The sequence below is a fragment of the Lactobacillus leichmannii genome (assembly GCF_024701915.1).
GTDB classification, from domain to species: Bacteria; Bacillota; Bacilli; order Lactobacillales; family Lactobacillaceae; genus Lactobacillus; species Lactobacillus delbrueckii.
Map to the genome: position 1 here is coordinate 89,124 of NZ_QOCY01000046.1, position 20,981 is coordinate 110,104.

Annotated in this window: 17 protein-coding genes; 3 read left to right on the forward strand and 14 right to left on the reverse strand. The window is 52.3% G+C overall.

Going from position 1 to position 20,981, the window contains the following annotated elements; genetic code table 11:
• Positions 1 to 56: 56 nt before the first annotated feature.
• From DS743_RS07040 to uvrC, 7 genes are all read right to left on the reverse strand, one after another.
• Positions 57 to 1,622 (reverse strand): bifunctional metallophosphatase/5'-nucleotidase, encoded by a 1,566-nt coding sequence (locus DS743_RS07040; RefSeq protein ID WP_035185470.1) that lies wholly within the window; start codon positions 1,620 to 1,622, stop codon positions 57 to 59.
• A 67-nt stretch (positions 1,623 to 1,689) separates the two neighbouring features.
• Positions 1,690 to 1,881 carry a 50S ribosomal protein L32 gene (gene rpmF, locus DS743_RS07045; protein ID WP_003614010.1) on the reverse strand — a complete coding sequence of 64 codons (192 nt, stop codon included), beginning with the start codon at positions 1,879 to 1,881 and terminating at the stop codon, positions 1,690 to 1,692.
• A 114-nt stretch (positions 1,882 to 1,995) separates the two neighbouring features.
• Positions 1,996 to 2,790 carry an SDR family NAD(P)-dependent oxidoreductase gene (locus DS743_RS07050; protein ID WP_013439381.1) on the reverse strand — a complete coding sequence of 265 codons (795 nt, stop codon included), beginning with the start codon at positions 2,788 to 2,790 and terminating at the stop codon, positions 1,996 to 1,998.
• Between the two features lie 10 nt (positions 2,791 to 2,800).
• Positions 2,801 to 3,730 (reverse strand): ribonuclease Z, encoded by a 930-nt coding sequence (rnz, locus tag DS743_RS07055; RefSeq protein ID WP_035185473.1) that lies wholly within the window; start codon positions 3,728 to 3,730, stop codon positions 2,801 to 2,803.
• Positions 3,731 to 3,766: 36 nt separating this feature from the next.
• Entirely contained in the window at positions 3,767 to 5,710 is a 1,944-nt protein-coding gene (locus DS743_RS07060; RefSeq protein ID WP_035185476.1) for an acyltransferase family protein, read from the reverse strand.
• Between the two features lie 52 nt (positions 5,711 to 5,762).
• Positions 5,763 to 7,085 (reverse strand): GTPase ObgE, encoded by a 1,323-nt coding sequence (gene obgE / locus DS743_RS07065; protein WP_003614004.1) that lies wholly within the window; start codon positions 7,083 to 7,085, stop codon positions 5,763 to 5,765.
• 68 nt (positions 7,086 to 7,153) lie between these two features.
• Positions 7,154 to 8,956, reverse strand: coding sequence for an excinuclease ABC subunit UvrC (gene uvrC, locus DS743_RS07070; RefSeq protein WP_035185477.1), 1,803 nt, complete (start codon positions 8,954 to 8,956; stop codon positions 7,154 to 7,156).
• 273 nt (positions 8,957 to 9,229) lie between these two features.
• Between uvrC and DS743_RS07075 the strand changes: the two genes are divergently transcribed.
• A complete protein-coding gene (locus DS743_RS07075) occupies positions 9,230 to 10,168 on the forward strand; it encodes a nucleoside hydrolase (protein WP_003617587.1) in 939 nt (312 codons plus the stop codon).
• A gap of 56 nt (positions 10,169 to 10,224) precedes the next feature.
• Here DS743_RS07075 and recQ read toward each other — a convergent pair whose 3' ends face one another.
• The 7 genes from recQ to DS743_RS07110 all read right to left on the reverse strand — a co-directional run bounded on the left by recQ (position 10,225) and on the right by DS743_RS07110 (position 18,875).
• On the reverse strand, positions 10,225 to 11,994 hold the full coding sequence (gene recQ, locus DS743_RS07080; RefSeq protein ID WP_035185480.1) for a DNA helicase RecQ: 1,770 nt from the start codon (positions 11,992 to 11,994) through the stop codon (positions 10,225 to 10,227).
• Between the two features lie 73 nt (positions 11,995 to 12,067).
• Positions 12,068 to 13,018, reverse strand: coding sequence for a 2-hydroxyacid dehydrogenase family protein (locus DS743_RS07085; RefSeq protein ID WP_035185483.1), 951 nt, complete (start codon positions 13,016 to 13,018; stop codon positions 12,068 to 12,070).
• A gap of 1 nt (position 13,019) precedes the next feature.
• On the reverse strand, positions 13,020 to 13,994 hold the full coding sequence (locus DS743_RS07090; protein WP_035185486.1) for an amidohydrolase family protein: 975 nt from the start codon (positions 13,992 to 13,994) through the stop codon (positions 13,020 to 13,022).
• Between the two features lie 119 nt (positions 13,995 to 14,113).
• Positions 14,114 to 15,325, reverse strand: coding sequence for a bifunctional phosphopantothenoylcysteine decarboxylase/phosphopantothenate--cysteine ligase CoaBC (coaBC, locus tag DS743_RS07095; protein ID WP_141372436.1), 1,212 nt, complete (start codon positions 15,323 to 15,325; stop codon positions 14,114 to 14,116).
• A gap of 11 nt (positions 15,326 to 15,336) precedes the next feature.
• The gene (locus tag DS743_RS07100) at positions 15,337 to 15,810 is read right to left on the reverse strand and encodes an arginine repressor (protein ID WP_035185491.1); all 474 of its coding nucleotides are present in this window, start codon (positions 15,808 to 15,810) and stop codon (positions 15,337 to 15,339) included.
• Between the two features lie 219 nt (positions 15,811 to 16,029).
• Positions 16,030 to 17,727, reverse strand: coding sequence for an arginine--tRNA ligase (gene argS, locus DS743_RS07105; protein ID WP_035185493.1), 1,698 nt, complete (start codon positions 17,725 to 17,727; stop codon positions 16,030 to 16,032).
• 233 nt (positions 17,728 to 17,960) lie between these two features.
• Complete coding sequence (locus DS743_RS07110) at positions 17,961 to 18,875, reverse strand: LysR family transcriptional regulator (protein ID WP_035185495.1); 915 nt, start codon at positions 18,873 to 18,875, stop codon at positions 17,961 to 17,963.
• 123 nt (positions 18,876 to 18,998) lie between these two features.
• Between DS743_RS07110 and DS743_RS07115 the strand changes: the two genes are divergently transcribed.
• Positions 18,999 to 20,204: an aminotransferase-like domain-containing protein gene (locus tag DS743_RS07115; protein WP_035185497.1), complete on the forward strand. Its 1,206-nt coding sequence runs from the start codon at positions 18,999 to 19,001 to the stop codon at positions 20,202 to 20,204.
• Positions 20,205 to 20,435: 231 nt separating this feature from the next.
• Complete coding sequence (locus DS743_RS07120) at positions 20,436 to 20,849, forward strand: uroporphyrinogen decarboxylase/cobalamine-independent methonine synthase family protein (protein ID WP_231541422.1); 414 nt, start codon at positions 20,436 to 20,438, stop codon at positions 20,847 to 20,849.
• The last annotated feature ends 132 nt before the right edge of the window (positions 20,850 to 20,981 follow it).

Below are 20,981 nucleotides of genomic sequence, written 5' to 3' on the forward strand. Positions count from 1 at the left end.
TATGCCACAAAGGCATGAAAAAAAGGCCTGGCGGCCTTTTTCTTCGTTATTCGTCACTAATAGAAGCGGTAGTACTTCTTCGTGTCGACCTTGACCTCTCCTTGAGTCAGGTATTCGCTGAACATCTGGACATAGTCCTTGTCCAAGGAGAATTCGATCTTGTCCAAGCTGTATTCCGGGTAGAAACCGCCCCCGTTGGCCCGGTAGTTGTTGACGGCCAGGTGGTAGACCTGGTCATCTTGAATATCCTGGCCCTTGAACTTCAGCTTGGTCAAACGCTGGCCGACCGGCTTGGAGAGGTCAGCCTCGTATTCCAGTGGGTAAAAGACGTCAAAGTGGTAAAGTTCCGGCTTTGGCTTGAGGTAGCGGTCGATAAAGTGGATCTTGCCGTTTTCGTCTTTTTCCAAAAAGCTGGCCGTGTGCTCTACAATGTGACGGAGCTGCTTACCAGTCAATTTGACGCTGACCAATTGGTTGGCATATGGGTAGTTCAAAAGAATGTCCCGCATGGTTACCGTCTTGCCAAAACCCTTGGCCACGTCATTCATCACAGCCGTGGCTGAAAGGTCAGCGTGGGTGAAGTAGAGCTGCATCTGCTGGAGCAGGTTGATGAAAGGTGCCCCTTCAATCCGGCCCTTGTTGGCATCTTCAATCGGGGCTGGCTGGTCCAGGTGGGCAATTGGCTGGTCAAGCCATTTCTGGGTGGCTAGATCGAGCGGCTTAACGATTTCTTCAACTTCCGGGTCTGATGCAAAGTCCTTGGTGTCGATCAATTCGCTGGTCGCTTCTTTGACCTTGTAGCCTGCTTCCGTCTTTTCCAGGTCCAAAACGACTTCCGCAATCGCCTCGCCCCGGTAGCCCGGCTGCACGCAAGGCTTGCCGGACGGGCTGATCATGTTCAGTCTCCGGTGCTGGTGGCCCGTCAGCATGACGTCGACTTCCGGGATCTCAGTCAGAATCCGGTAGCCTTCGTTTTCCCCGTTGTGCGGTTCAGTTGCTTCCCCGCTGGCGATGTCACTTTCAAAGCCGCCGTGGTAAAGGACGGCCAGGACATCGACTTGCGGCTTGATGATCTTGGCAAAATGAGCGATCTGTTCGTAAGCAGACTTAAAGGCCAGGCCCTTGATCCGGTCAGCTGCTTCCCAGTGAGGGATGTACTGGGTGGTAATCCCCAAAACGCCAACCTTGACCCCGCTTCTTTCCAGGATCACGTAGTCCCGGCCCAGAGTCGGCACCTGGGTTTCGGTATCCAAAATATTGCAGTTAACGAATGGAGCCTTGTTGTTGTCCACATAGTAGGCCATGTATTCCTGGCCAAAGTTAAAGTCATGGTTGCCCAGGCAGCGGACGTCGTAGCCGACCGCGTTGTAAGCAGCAGTAAAGCGGGCCAGGTTGTCCAGATTCTTGCTGCCATGGGTGTAAGCAGCCAAAGGAGACCCCTGCAGGCAGTCGCCGGCATCAGTCACGATGACGTGGTCTGCCCCCCACTTGGCCTTCTCCGCCTTGATAGCGCTGGCTACCCGGCTAAGGCCGTAGGGAGCGTCGTAGCCGCCCGTGCTCTGGTAGTCAGTTGGCAGCAAGTAGCCGTGGGTGTCGCTTGAATGTAAAAAAACCAGTTTCATTCTTCGAATTCCTCAATCCTAATTTTTGGCATAAAAAAAGACACCAGAAAAACAGGTGCCTTTTAAATTAGTCGTTATCGCTAGCGCTGTTTTCGCTGACTACTTGACGACCCTTGTAGTAACCCTTAGGGGAAACACGGTGGCTCAAACGGTATTCACCAGTAGTTGCGTCGTAGTGCATTGCTGGCACGCTGAGCTTCAAGTGAGCGCGACGTGACCGTTTCTTTTGCTTAGAAGTATGTCTTGCAGGAACTGCCATTTATAACTGATCTCCTTTATTGTAATATCACAGTATCAAGTCGGTGACCTAAATACTCAAGTAATTAAATAATACTATTGCCTGGCAAATAAATCAAGAAAAACCTTACTTTATTTATTTGCGGGAGGCAAATTCAAGCGACAATTTGTCCCCGATCCCCGGGAACAAGTTGTACAATTTGGCCAAAGCCGCCAGGCTGACCGGGAGGTTGAGCTCACGCTTGTTTGAACCGAAGTAGTGGACTACTTCCCAGGCAACGTCGTCCGGGTCAAGCATGAAGGCCTGGACATTCTTGACGTACTGGCCGCTTGCATCGGCAATGTTGAAGAAGTTGGTGTAAACCGGACCCGGGTTGACGGTCATGACCTTGACGCCAAAAGGCTTGAGTTCAAGGCGCAGAACGTTGGAGAACTGGATTACGGCTGCCTTGGCGGCGCTGTAAGCCGCTGACTTGGTCGTCGGCACCTTACCGGCCATGGAGCCAAAGTTGATGATCTGCCCGCTGCCCTGCTCCAGCATCAGGCGGCCAAAAAGCCGGGTCATGTACATCAAGCCCAGGACGTCAACTTGGAACATTTCCGTGGCGTCTTGCATGTCAGCTTCCATGAATTCCTCAAACTTGCCGAAACCAGCCGCGTTGACCAGGTAGTCGATGTGCTTGACCTTTTCCTTAACTTCGGCAAAAGCCGATTCGATGTCGCTGGCCAGGCCCAGGTCAGCCTTGACGGCGAAAGCTGCTGAAGCAGACAATTCCCGGGCTTCAGCAGCGATTTCCTCCAGCTTGTCCAGGCGGCGGGCCAGCAAAACAACCGTGGCGCCCCGGCTGGCGCTTTCCAGGGCAATTGACCGGCCGATCCCGCTGCTGGCCCCGGTAATAACTACAACTTTATTGCGTAATGAATCACTCATCTTTATCACGTTAACCTTTCATTGGAACTACGAACTTGTCCAGGTCCTTGGCCAAAGTCGTGGCCGGGAAGATCTCCCGCGCCTGTTTGACCATCTGGCTGGCCAGAGGGCCCACGTAGCGGGCCGAAACATGAGTCAGGTACAAATGACCAACCTGGCAGGCAGCGGCCGTCTCAGCGGCTTGTGTGCACGTTGAGTGGTAATAGTCCCTGGCCAGCTTACCTTCGCTGGCGTCAAAGGTCGCTTCATGGACTAAGACGTCGGCGTGGTCAGCCAGGCGGCGGATTGACGGCGTTGACCGGGTGTCGTAGATCACGGTCACTATCCGCCCCTTCTTGGCCGGACCCAGGAAGTCCTTGCCGTTTAACACCGTGCCGTCAGCCAGCTCGACCTGCTCGCCCCTCTTTAGTTTACCAAGGAGCGGCCCATTTGGCACTTTAAATTCCGCCAACTTGTCCATCAAAAGCTCACCGGCCTTGTCAGCCTCAACTACCCGGAAGCCCCAGCTGTCGATCCGGTGATCCAGCTTTTCAGTATAAACTTCAAAGCCCCGCTCACTGACGATCTTGCCGCCTTCTTCCAGGGTAACGAATTTAATTGGGTAGGAAATCTTGGTTTTTGAAATCCTGAGGGATGTCTTGACGAACTGTTCAATTCCCGCTGGTCCATAAATGGTCAAGGGGCCCACGTCACCCTGAAAAGACCTGGTTGACAAGAGGCCCGGCAGGCCGAAAATATGGTCTCCGTGGTTGTGCGAGATAAAGATCTTCGTGATTTTGCGCAGGCGGATGTTGGTGCGCAGAATCTGGTGCTGGGTTGCCTCCCCGCAGTCAAAGAGCCAAATCTCGTTCAGCTCATCCAGTAGTTTTAAAGCCAGGCTCGAAACATTCCGCAATTTTGACGGCTGCCCCGAGCAGGTTCCAAGAAATTCCAGTTCCATTTAACTCCCATTCTTTTCCAAACAAATATAAAAAGGCTAATTCGATCCGCTGGCGCGGACCATTTCTTTGACGATATAAGTGCTGTAGTAGTTTTGCCCCACATTATTCGGGTGGGTCTTGTCGTCGTAAAACCAGCTGGACTGGCTGTGGGCGTAGCCGTACCAGTCAATGACGGTCAAGTTCTTGTACTTCTTGGTCAAGGTCTGCAGCTGCTGGTTGACCTGGTTTTGCCAGGACCGGGTTGGCACGACGACGTTGATCCAAAAGAGCTGGCGCTTCGGCCCGACAATCTGCATGATTTGCTTGACTTCGTCATAAGTAAAAGGCCCATTGGTCCCCAGGCCAATCAAGACATTGTCCTGCAGCTCACCTTTTTGGGCATAAGACTGCAGCAGCTGGGGGGCCACGTCGGCCTGCCGGGAAACCGTGGCGTCGATCACGGCGTGCGGCAAAAGCTGGTGCAAGATGTCACTTGAAGAAGCCATGACCGAGTCGCCAATGGCCGTCACCTGCAGCTTTTGCGCGGCTTGCAAGTCAGCCTGGCTGATCCCGTACTTCTCAAATTCCTGGTTGACCTTTTTTCCGCCGCTCTTAGACTTAGTCGTTTTTGACTTGGTTTTGGCCTTGGAAGTCTGCTTGCTCTTCTTGCTGGATGACTTCTTAGCCGCTTTTCGCGAGCTCTTGATCAATTCCAGGGCCTTCTTGTTCATCTCAGCCTGCTGCTTGGAGTTGTCATTGATCGTCTTGATCAAAGCCCCATCCTTGTTGTCAGCCTTGGCCAGCGGGGAAAAGATGATCCCGCTGCTGCCGATCAAAAAGACCAGGAAGAAGGCCGCCGTCTTCAGCCAGTTTTTGGACAACTTGACTGGCCACTGAAAAAGCTTGGTCAAGTTGTAGCGGATGCCTTCGCTGGTGTAGCGTCTTTTTTCAAAAAGACGGTAAGTAATTTCACTGATCAAGAGGATCAAGACAATCTCGATCACCCGGTAAAGAGTCACATGGTCGGCCAGGTCGCTGACCCGGCTTTCGAAAAAGATCATGACCGGGAACTGGTAGAGGTAGATTTCATAACTTCTTGACCCCAGCCAGTTAAAGACCGGGTTGGTCATCAGCCGGTTCCAGATTCCGACTGGAGCCGCGATTACCGCCGCGAAAACCGTCACGAAGAAGCTGAAGATGAACATCCCACCATAATATGGGAAAGCGGTCTGAGCGTTCATCAAAGGCGAGAACACGAGCAAAAGCATCCCAAACAGGGTCGCCAGCCCCGTCCAGTTGAGAATCACCCCGTCCTTTTGGGTAAAGCGGTTGTCCAGCTCTTCAAAAGGCCAGAGAACTGCCATGGCGCTGCCCAGGCCCAAAGAGAAGAAGCGGGTGTCAGTCCCGTAGTAAATCCGGCTTGTATCCTGGCCCGGCCGGAAAAGCAGGGCCATTTCCAGAGCGGACAAGACCGACAGGCCCACCAGAACCCAGAAGATATTCCGCCGCTTTTTGGCAAATTTGACCAAGAGGGCCATCACCAGCGGCCAGAGCAGGTAGAACTGCCAGTCAATCGCCATCGTCCACAAGTGAGTAAAAGGCGATTCATTATTGGCAAAACGCTCAAAGTAACTCTGCCCGTTGAATATCTGCCACCAGTTATATACCCCCAGCAAGTTGCTGGCGACAATCTGGTAAAGCTTGTTTAAAAGGTTGCGCTGAAAGAGCACGATATATGCACTGGTCAGCCAGAGCATGGCGATCAGCGGGGGATAAAGACGCTTGAAGCGGCGCTGGTAAAAGGACTTGATGTCAAAATAGCCCTGATTGCGGTAGGCAGCCATAATCTGGTCGGTTATCAGATAACCAGTCAAAACCAGAAAGACCGGCACGCCCAGGTAACCTCCGCCAAAGTGGTCCGGATCCAGGTGATACAAAATTACCCCGATTACGGCCAGGGCCCGCAAGCCAGCATAGCCAGTAATGTATCGTTTCTTCATTTTTTCAATTTTCTAACTTTCGTTTCTCTATTCTATTTTTGCAATCTATCCCTTATTGCACGAATTCAAAGCTGAAGTCGCCAATGTAAACGTCGTCTCCATCGACAGCGCCTTGCGCCCGCAGTTCATCATCGACACCCATCTTCTTCAAGCGGCGGGCCAGGCGCATGATCCCGTCCTGGTGGTCCAGGTTGGTCATGGCTACCAGGCGTTCAAGCTGCTCACCGTGAATTTCAAATTCGTGGTCAGCCAGCTTTTCAACCGTGAATTCCATCTTTTCAGGCCGGTGGTACTTGTAGGTCTTAGTCTTGACCTCTTCCTTGGGCTTAACGGCAGCTTCAGCCTCTTGGGCTTCAACCTCGCTGACCAGGTCAGCCGCCCGACTCATCAAGCGGTCAACGCCCTGGTGGGTAACGCTGGAGAGTTCGTAAACTTCCTGGTCAACCCCATGCGCGGCCAGGTCCTTCTTAAACTGGGCCAGTTTCTCATCGGCGCCTGGAATATCCATCTGGCTGGCCACGATGATTTCCCGCTTGCTGGAAAGGTCATCTTCCGTGTATGAGGCCAGTTCGTGCAAGATGGTCTCATAGTCCTCGTAGGCATCCCGGCCGTTGTTCGGGTCCATGGACACCATATGCAGGATAACCTTGGTTCTCTCCACGTGGCGCAGGAACTGAATCCCCAGCCCTACCCCCTGGCTGGCGCCCTTGATCAGGCCCGGCAGGTCGGCCATGGAGAAGTCCCGGCCGTCTGGCAAAAGGACCATGCCTAGGTTTGGCTTCAAAGTCGTAAACTGATAAGCCGCGATCTTTGGCTTGGCACTGGTGACGACTGACAAAAGGGTTGACTTGCCGACAGACGGGAAGCCGACCAAACCGACGTCAGCCAGGACCTTTAATTCCAAACGCAGGGTCCGGAATTCACCCGGTTCCCCGTTTTCAGCGATTTCCGGCGCCGTGTTGACGCTGGTGGCAAAGTGGATGTTGCCCCGGCCGCCCCGGCCGCCTTTAGCGACGACCAGTTCCTGGCCATTTTCAACCAAGTCACCGATTTCTTCACCGGTGAAAAAGTCATAAACGGTCGTGCCGACCGGCACCTTCAGGTACAGGTCTTTGGCTGCCTTGCCGTATTGGGCCTTGATGCGGCCGTTTTCGCCCGGCTCAGCCTTGAACTTGCGCCGGTAGCGGAAATCCATCAAGGTTCTGAGGCCGTTATCGGCCACGAAGATAATGGACCCGCCCCGGCCGCCGTCACCGCCAGCTGGTCCCCCGTTAGGCATGAATTTTTCATGGCGGAAGGCCACCATGCCGTCCCCGCCCTTTCCGGCTTGGACTTCAATTTTAGTTTGATCAACAAATGTTGAAGGAGTTGGCATTCTTGTTTTTACCTTTTCTTTCTTTCGTTAATTGTTACCATTTAATCATAAGCTATTTTGCCCAATAGCTAAAGGGAAATTTTGACTGCCTGCGCCTGGGTTAAAGTCAGTCCCGCCTTGCGCAGATCATCAATAGAAGCTTCCTTGATCTTCTTTAAAGAGCCAAATTCCCGCAAAAGCTTGGTCCGGCTCTTCGGCCCGATACCTTTGATCGAGTCCAGCCGGCTGACCAGGGAGTTTTTTGCATGGGTCTGCCGGTGGAAGGTGATGGCAAAGCGGTGGACCTCATCTTGAATCCGGGTCATTAAGTAAAAGCCTTCTGACTTCGGATCCATTGGAATCAGCTTGAAAGGCTGGCCCTTAAACGGGTCACCGTACAAGAGGTGGTTGGTCCGGTGCTTGTCATCTTTAACCATCCCCGCTACCGGAATATCCAGGTTCAGCTCGTTTCTTAAGACGTCCTCGCAGGCTTCCACCTGGATCTGTCCCCCGTCCATCAAGATCAGGTCCGGCATTCTTTCATGCTCTTTTAACAGCCGGCTGTAGCGGCGGCGGACGACTTCCCGGGTGTTGCCGACTTCATCGGCGCTGTTTTGGTGCTCAACTTCCCCCTTCAGCTTGAACTTCCGGTAGCCGGTCTTAAAGGGTTCTCCGTCTTTAAAGACAACCAGGGCCGAAACTGGGTCTGCCCCTTGAATATGGGAGTGGTCAAAACTTTCAATGTATGACCCGTAAGGCAGACCCAGGGCCTTGAAAATTTCTTCCTGGGCCCCTTTAGTCTTGCGCTGGCCGAGCTCCAGCAGGCGGAATTTGTCATCCAGCTTCAGCTGGGCATTTTCCCGGGCCATCTCCATCAAAGAAGCCTTCTGCCCCCTTTGCGGGGTCCGGACCTTAATACCGATAGCCGCGGCCAGTTCATCCTGGTCGATGCCTTTTGGCACCAGGACTTCCCTTGGCTTGACCCGATTCTTTTGGGCGTAGAACTGGGCAATAAAGGACATGAATTCGTCTTCTGGGTCAGTTTCATCAGTCAAAGGGAACATGTGCGACTCCCGCCGCAAGAGCTTTGCCTGCCGCAAAAAGAAGACCTGTATGGAAATCCAGGACCGGTCCACGTAATAGTTGAAGATGTCTCTTTGGGTATGGTCATTAGAGATGATCTTCTGCTTTTCAACCGTTTCTTCAATATACTTGAGCTGGTCCCGGAGTTCCCCGGCTCTTTCAAATTCCAGGTCAGCTGAAGCTTGCAGCATCTTATTGGTCAAGTCTTTCTTGACCTCCTGGATGTCCCCGTTCAAAAAGCGCTTGATCTTCTTGATCTGCTCGTCATATTTGCTTTGCGGCACTTCCTTAAAGCAGCTGCCCAGGCACTGGCCCATATGGTAGTAAAGGCAGGGCCGGCCGGTATAGCCGCTGCAGCGGCGTAAAGGGAAGACCTTCTGGATGAATTTTAAAGTCGCGCTGGCCGCGTAGACGTTGGGGTAAGGGCCAAAATAGTAGCCCTTGTCTTTGTAGACGATCGAGGTCAAGCGGGTCTGGGGATTTTTCTCATTCGTGATTTCGATATAGGGATATCCCGTCCCCAACTTCAGAGCCACATTGTAATAAGGCTGGTACTTTTTGATTAGGGTGACTTCCAGCAAAAAGGCTTCCTTGTCAGAATCCACCACAATGATGTCATAATCGGCAATATTCTTGACCAGCTCGGCCCGGCGGCCCTCCTGGCTGCTCTTGAAGTAGGACCGGACCCGGTTTTTCAAGTTTTTGGACTTGCCAACATAGATGACCTTGCCTTTGACGTCCTTCATCAGATAACAGCCGGCCTTTTCCGGCAGCAATTTCAATTTGTTTTCAATCAATTGACTCGCCATGTCTGCCTCCCCGCGATTCATTTACCGTACGATTTTATCACGAAAAGTATTATTCTAACACCGATCCGCCTATAATCGCAAAAATATTTTAATGATTTTCCATGACCAAACCGGGACAAAATAAGGTCCTCTTAACAATAATCCTTTTATAGCTAGTCTTGTTCTACTTTTAGTCCAAAATAAACTTTTTTTCTCGGAAAATGGCTGTCTTTTGTCCCTGCATCATGTATGATAATATTGTTAAGACTATAGGATTTAGGAAGGCAAGATTTCATGAAGAACTTCTACTTGAACCATGACAGCAACATGGATGACTTTACTTCACTTTTGCTCATGCTTTTGGCACCAGGCATCAAGCTGATCGGGGTCGGGGTAACCGACGCCGACGGCTACGTTGAACCAGGCGTTTCCGCTTCCCGGAAGCTGATCGACCGCTTCAACCAGCGCGGCGACAAGCTGGAAGTGGCCAAGTCCGACTCCCGGGCAGTCCACCAGTTCCCGGAAGCCTGGAGAGTGTCAGCTTTTTCCGTGGACCACTTCCCGATCTTGAATGAAAAAGGCACGGTTGAAACGCCAGTTGCCGCAAAGCCGGCCCACCTGGACATGATCGACAAGATCCATGCTGCTGACGGCCCGGTTACCCTGGTCTTTACCGGTCCGCTTACTGACTTGGCCCGGGCCCTGGAAATTGACCCAAGCATCCAAGACAAGATCGAGGAACTTTACTGGATGGGCGGGTCTTTGAACGCCCACGGTAACGTTTATGCCCCATGCGCTGACGGGACCCAGGAATGGAATGCCTGGTGGGACCCGGAAGCCTGCAAGACGGTCTGGGACTCCAAGATCAAGATCCAGCAGGTCGGCCTGGAATCAACCGAAGAGCTGCCTCTGACCGATGAAATGCGCCAGCACTTTGCATCCAACCGCAAGTACCCGGCCTTTGAATTCCTGGGCTATGTCTACGCCCTGGTCAACTCCTTTGAAGTCGACTCAACTTACTACCTCTGGGACGTTTTGACCACCATGAGCGCCCTTTACCCGGAAATCGCCACGACCCGTGACACCAAGTCTGACGTCTACACTGACGGCGACCGGGCTGCCCGCTTCTTTGAAACTGAAAATGGCCGGCCAATGACCCTGGTTACTTCCGCTAACTACGACAAGTTCTGGGAACGCTTTGACGACCTGTGCGAAAAGGCCAAGCTTTTCTAAAAAATAAAGCAGTAATAACGATTAAAACCTTCAGAAGATTTCCTTCTGAAGGTTTTTTATCCATATTTTTTGATTACGGCCAGCATGGCCTTTCCATAGTTGGCCAGTTTGGCATCCCCGACCCCGCTGCACTGGAGCAGCTCTTCCGGCGTTTGCGGTTTCCTGGCTGCCATATCCCGCAAAGACAAGTCGGAAAAGATGACAAATGGCGGCACTCCCCGCTTTTGGGCCAGGATCCGGCGGGCCTTTCTGAGCTCTTCAAAGAGGACCTGGTCACCGCCTGTTTCAGCAAGCTGCTCGCTTTTGACTTCCTGGCGCCTTTTGACTCTGGCCTTGCCGTCCAAAACGTCCCAGCCCCGGTTGGTTACATGGACCAAGGGATAGCGGTCCCCCACCAGCTGCAGGTAGCCCTTTGAAACCAAGTAGTCGACCAGGCTGCTTACATCAGCCTGCTTTTTTCCCTTGAGTAGGCCGTAGTGGACACACTCATCAGCCCTGATCTCACTGATCTTCTTGACTTTGGACCCAGTCACGGCCTGGGCAACGACTTTTTTGCCATAGCGGCCGTCTAAGTCATAGACCATGCCGATTATAGCCTGGGCTTCGGCCGTCACCTCCTGGAAGTCGCCGCTGTTTAAGCAGTTGCTGCACTTGCCGCAGGGCGGGCAGTCCTGGCCAAAGTAGCGGACGATAAATTGCTGTAGGCACTCGTCTGTATTGGCATAGTCGCTGATCGTCTGCAGCTTTTGGTACTGGACCTGCCGGTAGGACTCATCAGCTTCAGAATTGTCGATAAACCAGCAGAACTGGCGAAGATCACTGGGGTGAAAAAGCATCACGGCCTCACTCTCCAGACCGTCACGGCCCGCCCGGCCGGCTTCCTGGTAATAGGCCTCCAGGTTTTTGGCGCTGTTTGCATGCAGGACAAAGCGGACATTGCTCTTGTCGATCCCCATGCCAAAAGCATTCGTAGCCACGATCAAGGGAATCCGGTCATACTGGAAGTCGTCTTGGACCTGGGCCCGTTCCTCATTGGACATCCCGGCGTGGTAGGCGGCAACGTTAAAGCCCTCCCGGCGCAAAAATTCGGTCAGCCCCTCCACCTTTTTCCGGGTGTTGGAATAAATAATGCCCGCCTCACCCCGGTGCTGCTTCAAGTAGTTGACGATATAGGCCCGGCTGTTTTTCGGCGCGTTGACCAGCTTGAAGTGGAGATTTTTTCTTTCAAAACTGGTGATGACGAAATTCTCCTCGGAAATGTCCAGCTGCTGGCCGATGTCCTCTCTGACCGCCTTAGTGGCCGTAGCTGTGAGGGCCAGAACATTGGGATGGGTATGGAGGGCATTGATCCCGTCCTTTAGCTTCCGGTAGGCCGGCCGGAAGTCATGCCCCCACTGGGAAATGCAGTGGGCTTCATCGATGGCGACCAGGTTGACCTCCAAAAAGTTGAGCTGGTAGCGGAAATAGTCCATCTCCATCCGTTCCGGCGTCACGTAGAGCAGCTTGATTTTCCCTTCATAGCAGGCTCTTAAGATGGGATTGACGTCTTCCTGGGCTGTGGAGCTGTTAAGTGCCGCGGCCGGTATCCCGTACTCGCGCAGGCTGTCAACCTGATCCTTCATCAAGGAGATCAAGGGTGAGATCACCACAGTCGTACCGGGAATCATCAAGGCCGGGATCTGGTAGCAAAGCGACTTCCCGCCCCCGGTCGGCATGACTGCCAGGACATTTTTTCCCTGGAAAACTTTTTCAATAATTTCACTTTGGCCCGGCCGGAAACTGTCATAGCCAAAATACTTCTTTAAGACCTGCTGTGGATCAAGCAAGCTCTCTACCCCCTTTAATTCGCTTTACAGTAGCTAACACTTAATGATAACAAAAAAGATGCAAAAGCATCTTTTAGTTGACCCGGTTGACCGGCACTCCGTTGACCAGGAAGGAGACAATATTGTGGCTGGCTTCTTTCAAGACGCTGCGCCGGGACTCCCGGGTGGCGCTGCCGGCATGCGGGGTCAAAATCACATTGTCCAGCTGGCAGAACTCCTTGTTGAAGTCCGGTTCTTCTTCAAACACGTCCAGGCCCGCCCCGGCAATCCGCTTGCCCTTTAAGGCCCGCAAAAGCGCCGCTTCATCGACCAGGCTGCCCCGGGAAGTATTGATCAAAAAGGCCGTCGGCTGCATCATGCTCAAGGCTGCTTCATCAATCACGTGGTAGGTTTCCGCCGTGGCCGGAGCGTTCAAGCTGACATAGTCGGCCTGGCTGAGCAGGTCGGCAAAGGGCACGTAGCTGACTCCCAGGGCCCGCTCTTCATTTTCCGGCAATTGGTGGCGGTTGTGGTAGAGAATGTTCATCCCGAAGGTCCGGGCATAGCTGGCCAGGGTCTTGCCGATTCTCCCCATGCCGAAGATCCCCAGGGTCTTGCCGACCGGGCTCTGCCCCTGGTTTTCGAGCAAGCCTGTGTCCAAAAAGTTCCCTTGCCGCATCTCTTGATTGTAGAGGGCCAATTTCCGGCTGAGAGCCAAAAGGAGGGTAAAGGCCATTTCCGCCGTCGGCTGCATGACGCTGGCCGGGCAGTTGGAGACGATGATCCCCTGGCTGCTGGCATAGTCCACGTCGATATGGTCATAGCCAACTCCGGTCGCGGAAACGATCTTGAGCTTTTTGCCCGCGTCCAAAAGTTCCTGGTCAACTGGCAGCTTGCCGGTGATCAGGGCATCAAAATCCCCTAGGTTAGCCAGGTACCAGTCCTTGCCGGCACCTGCCGGAGCAAAGGTCACTTCACATACTTTTTCCAATTCGGGCAGCTGCTTGACCGCCAGGCCCGCCACCAAAACTTTCGCATTTTCCATCTTAAGCATCTCCCTCAAACAGCGGATCGCGGCTGGCCCTTAAAGCCGCCACGTGGTCTGCCTTGAAATAAATTCTTTTCGCGTTGCGATAATAAACATCAGCCAGTTCCGCTTCTGAAAAAATCCCTGCGTCTTCCAGCCAGGAATAAAGCTGGCCGTAATCATTGAAAGTGGCTGACCAGGGTGCGTCGCTGCCCCATAAGAGCCTTTTGGCCCCCACGATTTCCTTGGCCAGGCCCACCGCTTCCTGGCAGAAGGGGTAAGGATAAGTCTGCTCACCCGCGATGTCTTGCAGGGCGGCCAGGTCAAAGCTGATATTCGGCAAAGGAGCAAAAAGAGCCAGTTCTTTTTCCAGCAAGTCCAACTTGCCAGGCTTTGGGAAGGACAAATGGCAGAGGACAAAGTCCAAATCTGGATAACGCTTAGCCAGCCGGGCCAAGGACCGGGGCTGGTGGCTGGCCTGGCTGCTGTCGCCGTAGTCCACGGCCACCGCGAAGCCTGGGTAAGAACTGAGATAGTCCAAAATTTTGCCCAAGCGGTCGTCTTCTGCCAAGTCAAAAGGCAAATGGTAGCCCATAAGGCCGCCGGCCTGGCTGACTTCCAGTTTCAAAGCCCGAAAGCCCAGGTCTTCAACATGGCGCTTGACGATTTTTTCCGCTTCACTGGCAAAGGGATCAACGGAAAAAGCCGGGGCAAAGCGGTCCGGGGCGGCCTTGGCTGCCTGCCAGCTGTAATAATTTTGAAAGCCATACAGGCTTCCCTGCAAAAGGACGGCCTTGGCCACATCATGGTCTTCCATTACTTTCCTGGCGGCGTCTGCTCGAAAAGCGTCATCACCCCAGCCGGCGGGAAAGAGGCGGGTCTTAAAGCCGCTGTCCCAGACAACCAGGCCATTTCCCAAGGCATTGCTGCGGCCATTTCCCTTGTAGCTAGCCAGGTCCCGCACCAGGTGCAGGTGGACATCAATTTTCTTCATTATTCGTCTTCCAATCTTTTTCGCGAAACTCTTACCCTTATTATAGTGAAAGCGGTTCATTTTAGCAAAAGTTTCAGAAAAAAATAAAAGGTCTTTCACCAGGTAAAAGGCCTCTTACTTCATTTCTTTTTATTCTTCTTTTCTGCCAGCCTAGCCAAAGTCAGTTCGATCAAGCGGTCAGCCACGGCCTGCTTGCTCATCCGCGGCCAAGGGTCCAGCTCCTTGCCTTGTTCCAGGATCGTTACCTGGTCCTCGTCGCCGCCAAAGGCATCCCCGCTGACGTCATTGGCCACGATCAAGTCAGCGCCTTTCTCTGCCAGCTTCCGGCTGGCATTGGCCAGAAGGTCATTAGTTTCAGCCGCAAAGCCGATGACCACTTGGTCCGGCCTTTTCTTTTGGGCCATTGTCTTTAACAGGTCCGGATTCTTAACCAGCTGCAGGGTCATTTCCTCTACCCCGGCCTGCTTCTTCAGCTTGTGGTCAGCGGCTTCCTTTGGCCGCCAGTCGCTGACGGCTGCCGCCATCAACAGGGCATCAGCAGCCGGGAAAAGTTCTTCCAGCTTCTCCAGCATGGCCTGGGCCGACAACAGGGCGGGATGGAGGTGAATCCGGGCATCCCTTGGCAGGGAAACTGAGACGTTGCCGTAAATCAAGTCCACCTCGGCCCCTCTTTTGGCCGCGGCCTCTGCCAAGCGGAAGCCCATCTTGCCGCTTGACCGGTTGCCGATGAAGCGGACCGGGTCAATAGCTTCCAGGTTGCCCCCCGCAGTGACGACGATTCGCTTGCCTTTGGCTGGCAAGTCAAGCTGGTCATTAACCCAGGCCAGGATCTCTTCAGCTTCCGGCATCCGGCCCTTGCCGGCATAGCCTTCAGCCAGTCGGCCCACGGCCGGTTCCATGATCCGGTCGCCGCCCTCCTTTAACAAGCGGAGATTGCGCTGTACAGCAGGATTTTCCCACATATGGCTATTCATTGCCGGCACGATCAAGCGCGGGCAGTGCAAGGCCAAAAGGGTGGTTGAAACGGCATCATCCCCGATCCCCTGGGCCAGCTTGGCCAAGATATTGGCATCAGCCGGCACGACCAGGGCCAGCTGGCTCCAGTCAGCCAAGTCGATATGGGCGATTTCCGCCTGCCGGCCTGGACTGAACAAGTCGTCTAAAACCGGCCATTTCGTTAAGGCCGCCAAAGTTGCCGGACCAACAAAACGTTCACTCTTGGCCGTCATCGCTACCCGGACTTCATGGCCCGCCTTCTGCAGGCCCCGGACAACGCTCACGGCCTTATAGGCAGCTATGCCGCCAGTCATATAGACCGAAATTCTTGCCATTATCGCTCGCCTTAGTAGATTTTGCGTTCCTTAACGATGGCTTGTGCCCAGTCCGCGAAGCTGGCAGCTGCTTCAGCGTCCTTCAAGATAACCAAAAGAGTATCAGTCCCGGCGATCGTGCCGACCACGTCATCGTTGTCAATATCGTCAATTAATCCTGCCAAAATTGGCGCGTAAGTCAATTTCATGCTGGTTTGAATGACAACGGTAAACTGAACGGCAGTTACAGTTGCCGCCCGTTCGCGGATCGCGTCTTTCAGCTGCCTTTCCCGGTTAACAGCAGCTGATGGCGCCTTGACGTAGTAGCTGCGGCCGTCATCATCTGGCACCTTGCTGATGTGCAAGGCGCGAATGTCCCGGGAAATAGTAGCCTGGGTCGCGTTCGCGCCATGGGCTTGCAACAAGAGCAGCAATTGTTCCTGGGTTTCAATCTTGTTGGTCTGAATCAGTTCGTAAATCAGCTGTCTTCTTTCTTTGTAGTTCATAATTATTGCCCCTTAATATTATATTTAAGCGTTTTATATACCTTTAATTTTAACGCACTTTTATATTTCAATAAAGCTGTTATTTAATTCTTCTTGAATTATCCGACTTTCTTCGATCAATTTTTTCTGCAATTATCCCAAACAACATTGACATTAGCCAATAAAAAATGCCTTGAAGCAAGTTCAAGGCATTTAATATCATTTATGTAAAATGAAAAACTACATTTCGTCTGGTGCCTTGACGTCCAGCAAGTCCAGGGCTGACTTGATGACATGGCTGACCGCTTGGACAACGGCCAAACGAGCCTTCTTGACATCTTCGTCAACGTCATCAACCAAAATTCTGGTGTGAGCGTAGTACTTGTTGAAGCGCTTGGCCAATTCCAGGGCGTACTTGGCAATTGCGCTTGGGTCGTAGGTTTCCATGGCCTTTTGGATGGTGTCGGCGTAGCGGCCCATGAAGGAGACCAGGTCCCATTCTTCAGCACCGATCTTGGTCAAGTCAGCGTCTGAGAAGTCGGTAATGCCGCTCTTTCTCAAGAGGCTTTCGCCACGGGCCCGGGAATATTGCACGTAAGGGCCGGTTTCACCTTCGAACTTAACGACTTCTTCCAGGTTGAAGTCGACTGGGTTGCGGCGGTAGTTCTTCAAGTCGTGGAAGACAACCGCTCCGATACCGACTTGCTTGGCAACTTCGTCAGCGTTCTTCAAGCCGACGTTCTTTTCAGAAATCTGCTTACGGGCCAGGTCAACTGATTCGTTCAAAACGTCTTCCAGGTTAACGACGTTACCCTTTCTGGTAGACATCTTCTGGCCGTTGATGCTCATCAGACCGAAGCTGATGTGAACAATGTCGTCAGCCCAGTCAAATCCCATTTCCTTCAAGCAGGCACGCAGCTGCTGGAAGTAGACTTCCTGTTCCTGGCCGACAACGTAGATGGACTTGTAGAAGTCATAAGTCTTCTTCCGGTACATGGCAGTTGCTAGGTCACGGGTGATGTAAGTTGAAGTCCCGTTACTCTTGATAACCATCAAAGGCGGCAGGTTGTACTTTTCAAGGTCGACGATTTCAGCACCTTGGCTCTTAACCAAGAGACCCTTTTCCCGCAGGATTTGGATTGGTTCATCCATCATTTGGGCACTGAAGGCTTCACCAGTGAAGGAGTCGAAGTGAACGTCCAGCATGTTATAAACCTTCTTGAACCGTTCCAGGGAAACTTCTCTGAACCAGCTCCACAAGCGCTTGGCTTCTTCATCGCCGTGTTCCAGCTTGGAGAACCATTCCCGGCCCTCTTCATCGTATTCCGGGTGTTCTTCAGCTTCCCGGTTGATTCGGACATAGTAAGACAAAAGGGTGTTGATTGGGTCCTTTTCGATGTCGGCGTCGTTGCCCCACATCTTGTAGGCAGCCATCATCTTCCCGAATTGGGTGCCCCAGTCACCCAGGTAGTCGATTCTGATCGGCTTGAAGCCTTCCTTGGCCAGAATGCGGGCAATAGCTTCACCGATCATGGTTGACCGCAGGTGACCCATCCCCATTGGCTTGGCAATGTTAGGTGATGAGTATTCAGTTGAAACGTTCCGGCCGTGGCCCAGGTCACGGGCACCGTAGTTTTCAGGGTCAGCCAGGATTTCCCGCAAGATGGCCGCCCCGGTCTGGCTCTTGTCCAGGAAGAAGTTGATGTATGGGCCAACTGCTTCCACCTTTTCAAAGCTGCCTTGGTCGATCTTCTCAGCCAGTTCAGCCGCGATCAGGTTTGGCGCCTTGCGCATGGTCTTGGCTAAAGTAAAGGTTGGAAAAGCGTAATCCCCCAGCTTTTCGTCCTTTGGCCGTTCAATCTTGACATCAATGTCATCCAGTGACCAGTCAGGCAAAACCGCCTGTAAAGCTTCTGCAACAAGTTGTTTACCGTTCATAAAATACCTTCTTTATTTCCTATGTCTAAAAAATTGAATAAAAATTACTCAGCGCCCGCTTGCCCCATCGCTGATGAAAATTTTAGTTTATGCTTCCTATTAATCTCATGGAGTGTGACAAAACGCTTTGTAGTCTCATTTATTTTTACTTTGTATATTATAGCAAGAGATTAGAGGATATGACAACAGATTTTAACAATTTTATTATACTATTTATACAGACTGCATGCATTCTATGCGTTTTCCGCTTCCATCGTCAAGCGCCCGCCCGGATGCTGGCGTCTGATCAGTTCATGCACATTCTTGATCATCTGCCTGCTTGAAGGAGCCAGCCGTTGCTGGTTTGAGGTTACCAGGGCGATCTTCCGGTAAAAGGGAGTGCTGAAAGGCAGGATTCTGACTTCCCCCTGCATCTTCTGCAGGGCCAAAGCCGGCAGGATCCCCAGCCCCAGGCCCGCTTCCACCATAGCCACGATTGACTGGTCGTCGATGGAAAAGCGAATAGCCGTTGACTTAATTGAGTAGTGGTCAAGCGCGGCCTTGGTATCCAGGTCGTAGTCGCTTTGCTGGAGGATAAAGTTGCAGTTGACCAGGTCTTCCTCACTGACGCTGTGGCCGTTTTTGACCTGGAAGTCTTTGGGGGCAATGCAGTAGATTTCGTCTTCCAGAATTTTTTCGCAGCTAATCCCCTGCTCATTTTCCGGCAGCATAGTCAGGCCCAGGTCCAGCTGGCCGCTTTTCACAGCCTGGGTAATTTCACTGAAGCCAGCCTGGCGGACGGAAATCTTGATCTGGGGGTACTTTTTAGCAAAATTCCGGATTAAAGGCGGCAGCCAGTTGATGCAGGCCGAAGAGAAGGCCCCGATCCGGATCAAACCGGTGTCCAGGCCCTGAATCTGCTGGGCGACCTGCTCCAGTCGGCTCTGGTCATTGATGATTTCCTGGATCAAGGGAAGGATTTTCTCCCCATCCGGGGTCAGTTTAACCCCGTTTCTTGACCTAACAAAGACCGGAAAGCCCAGTTCGGTTTCCAGCTGGTTGACCGAGTGGCTGATGGCCGACGGGGTCACGTTCAAGACTGCGGCAGCCTTGTTGAAGGTTCCCTGGTCGATCACTGTCTGGAAGACTAGATATGGAAATGGCAGCATTTGCCCCTCCTAACATGAAAATATTTCACTTAAAACCAAAAAAGTTTAGTTTTATTATTCTTACTCCAGCAATTATAATATAGTCAACGCGGAAATGACAATATAATTTAGGAGCAAAGAAAAATGTTAAGCAAGCTTTTTGCCAAAAGAATCAAAACTCAAAATCCATCCCGCCTGCAAGGGCTCTTCCCGGAAAGCAATTTTTCCGACAACATCTCCTTTGGGGGCGGCTGCCCGGACGAAAGCCTCTTCCCAAGCCAGGCTTTGCAAGCTGCTTACCAGAAGGCGGTTGACCAGGAACAGGCCCACTCCTTCCAATACCACGACGTTAAGGGGCCAGGCAACTTGCGCGACTACCTGGCAAACCGGGCAGGGCAGCAGGGAATCAAGGCTAACGCTGATGACATCCTGCTGACGGCTGGCGGCCAGCAAGGGATCGACCTGGTGGCCAAGCTTTTCCTGGGGGCAGGTGACGAAATGGCCGTTGAAGCACCAAGCTATGTCGGCGCCCTGGCTGCTTTTGACAATTACGAACCAGTCTACCATGAAATTCCTTTGGAAGACGACGGGGTCAACCTGGACTACTTTGAAGAAGTGCTGAAAGAGCACCCGGCAATCAAGCTCTTCTACACGGTGCCAGACTTCCACAATCCAACCGGGATCACCATGTCCCTGACCAAGCGCCAGCGCCTGGTTGACCTGGCCAACCGCTACAACTTCGTCATCTTGGAAGACACTCCTTACCGGGACCTGTGCTATCATGGGGAAAGCCTGCCAAGCATCAAGAGCTTTGACACGGAAGGCAGAGTGATTTTCCTGTCCACCTTCTCTAAGATTCTTTCCCCAGCCTTCCGTTTAGGCTGGCTGGTAGCTAGTCTGGAAATCAAGGAACAGCTGGTCAACCTGAAATTGTCAGCTGACCTGGAAGTGCCATACTTAGCTGCTGGTACCGTAGCTGCCTACCTTGCAGACAATGACCTGGACCAGCATATTGATCAGTTGAAGCAGGTCTACCGGGTCAAGCTGGATGCTATGGCTAAAGCCTTAAAGACTTACCTGCCAGCTGATGCCAAGATAAGCCAGCCGGAAGGCGGCTTCTTCTTCTGGGTTGAACTGGACGATGAAATTGATACCAGACAGCTTTTGCTTAATGAAGCCGTTCCAAAAGAGCACCTCATCTACGTGCCTTCGGCTAGCTTCTATCCTAACTGGGACAAGAATAACGGCCTCCGGGTCAGCTTCACCGGCTCTAGCCTCAGCCAGATCGATGAAGGAGCTGAGCGCTTAGGCAGAATCCTCAGCCCGGCCCAGCTGAAAATGTCAATCTAGATAAAGTAAATACTATTTGCAACCGTCCAAGACTTGGGCGGCTTTTTGCGGCTAACTATCTGTCAATCTATTGTAGGCTATTTTCTGGCTAAAAAGCAATTTCTATTCTTTTAATCTTACCCTAATTTTAATTTAAAAAATAAGATCCACCAGGCCGGCTTTGATTCGGAAGAAGTACGGCAGTTTTTCTTTGAAACTGCCAAGGAAATCCTGGCCTCTAAGCCAGCTGACATGGACATCACCCTGCATTTCTGCCAGGGCAACCTGCGGTCAAAGAAATTCTATGACGCCAAATATGATGGCCTGGTCGACACCATCTTCCAGCTACCCTTCAGCGGCTTCTTCATGGAATTCGATGATGAAAAATACTGTAACTTCTCACTTTTAGAAAAGCGGCAGGGGCAAAAGATCGTGCTTGGCTTGATCAACAGTCAGACGAGTTGGAAGACAAGGAAGTCTTGCTTAAGCGCCCGGAGGAAGCCAATAAGCACGTTGATCCAAAGCAGATCTGCATTGCTACCCAATACTTTTTTGCCTCACCAATACGTTTTTGCCTCAACAGAAGTCGGCAATTTAATCAGCGAAGAAGGACAGTGGCGTAAGCTCGACCTGGTTCATGAACTGGTCGAAAGTCTTAATGCCTAATATGCTCTCAGGCCCTCCTAAATGGAGGGCTTTTTACTTGGTAAGAAGAAGAAAGAGAGAAAACAAAAAGAGCCAGACTTCCGTCTGACTCTTGATTCGCGCGGCAGCTTCCTATCCTCGCAGGCAGTTTCC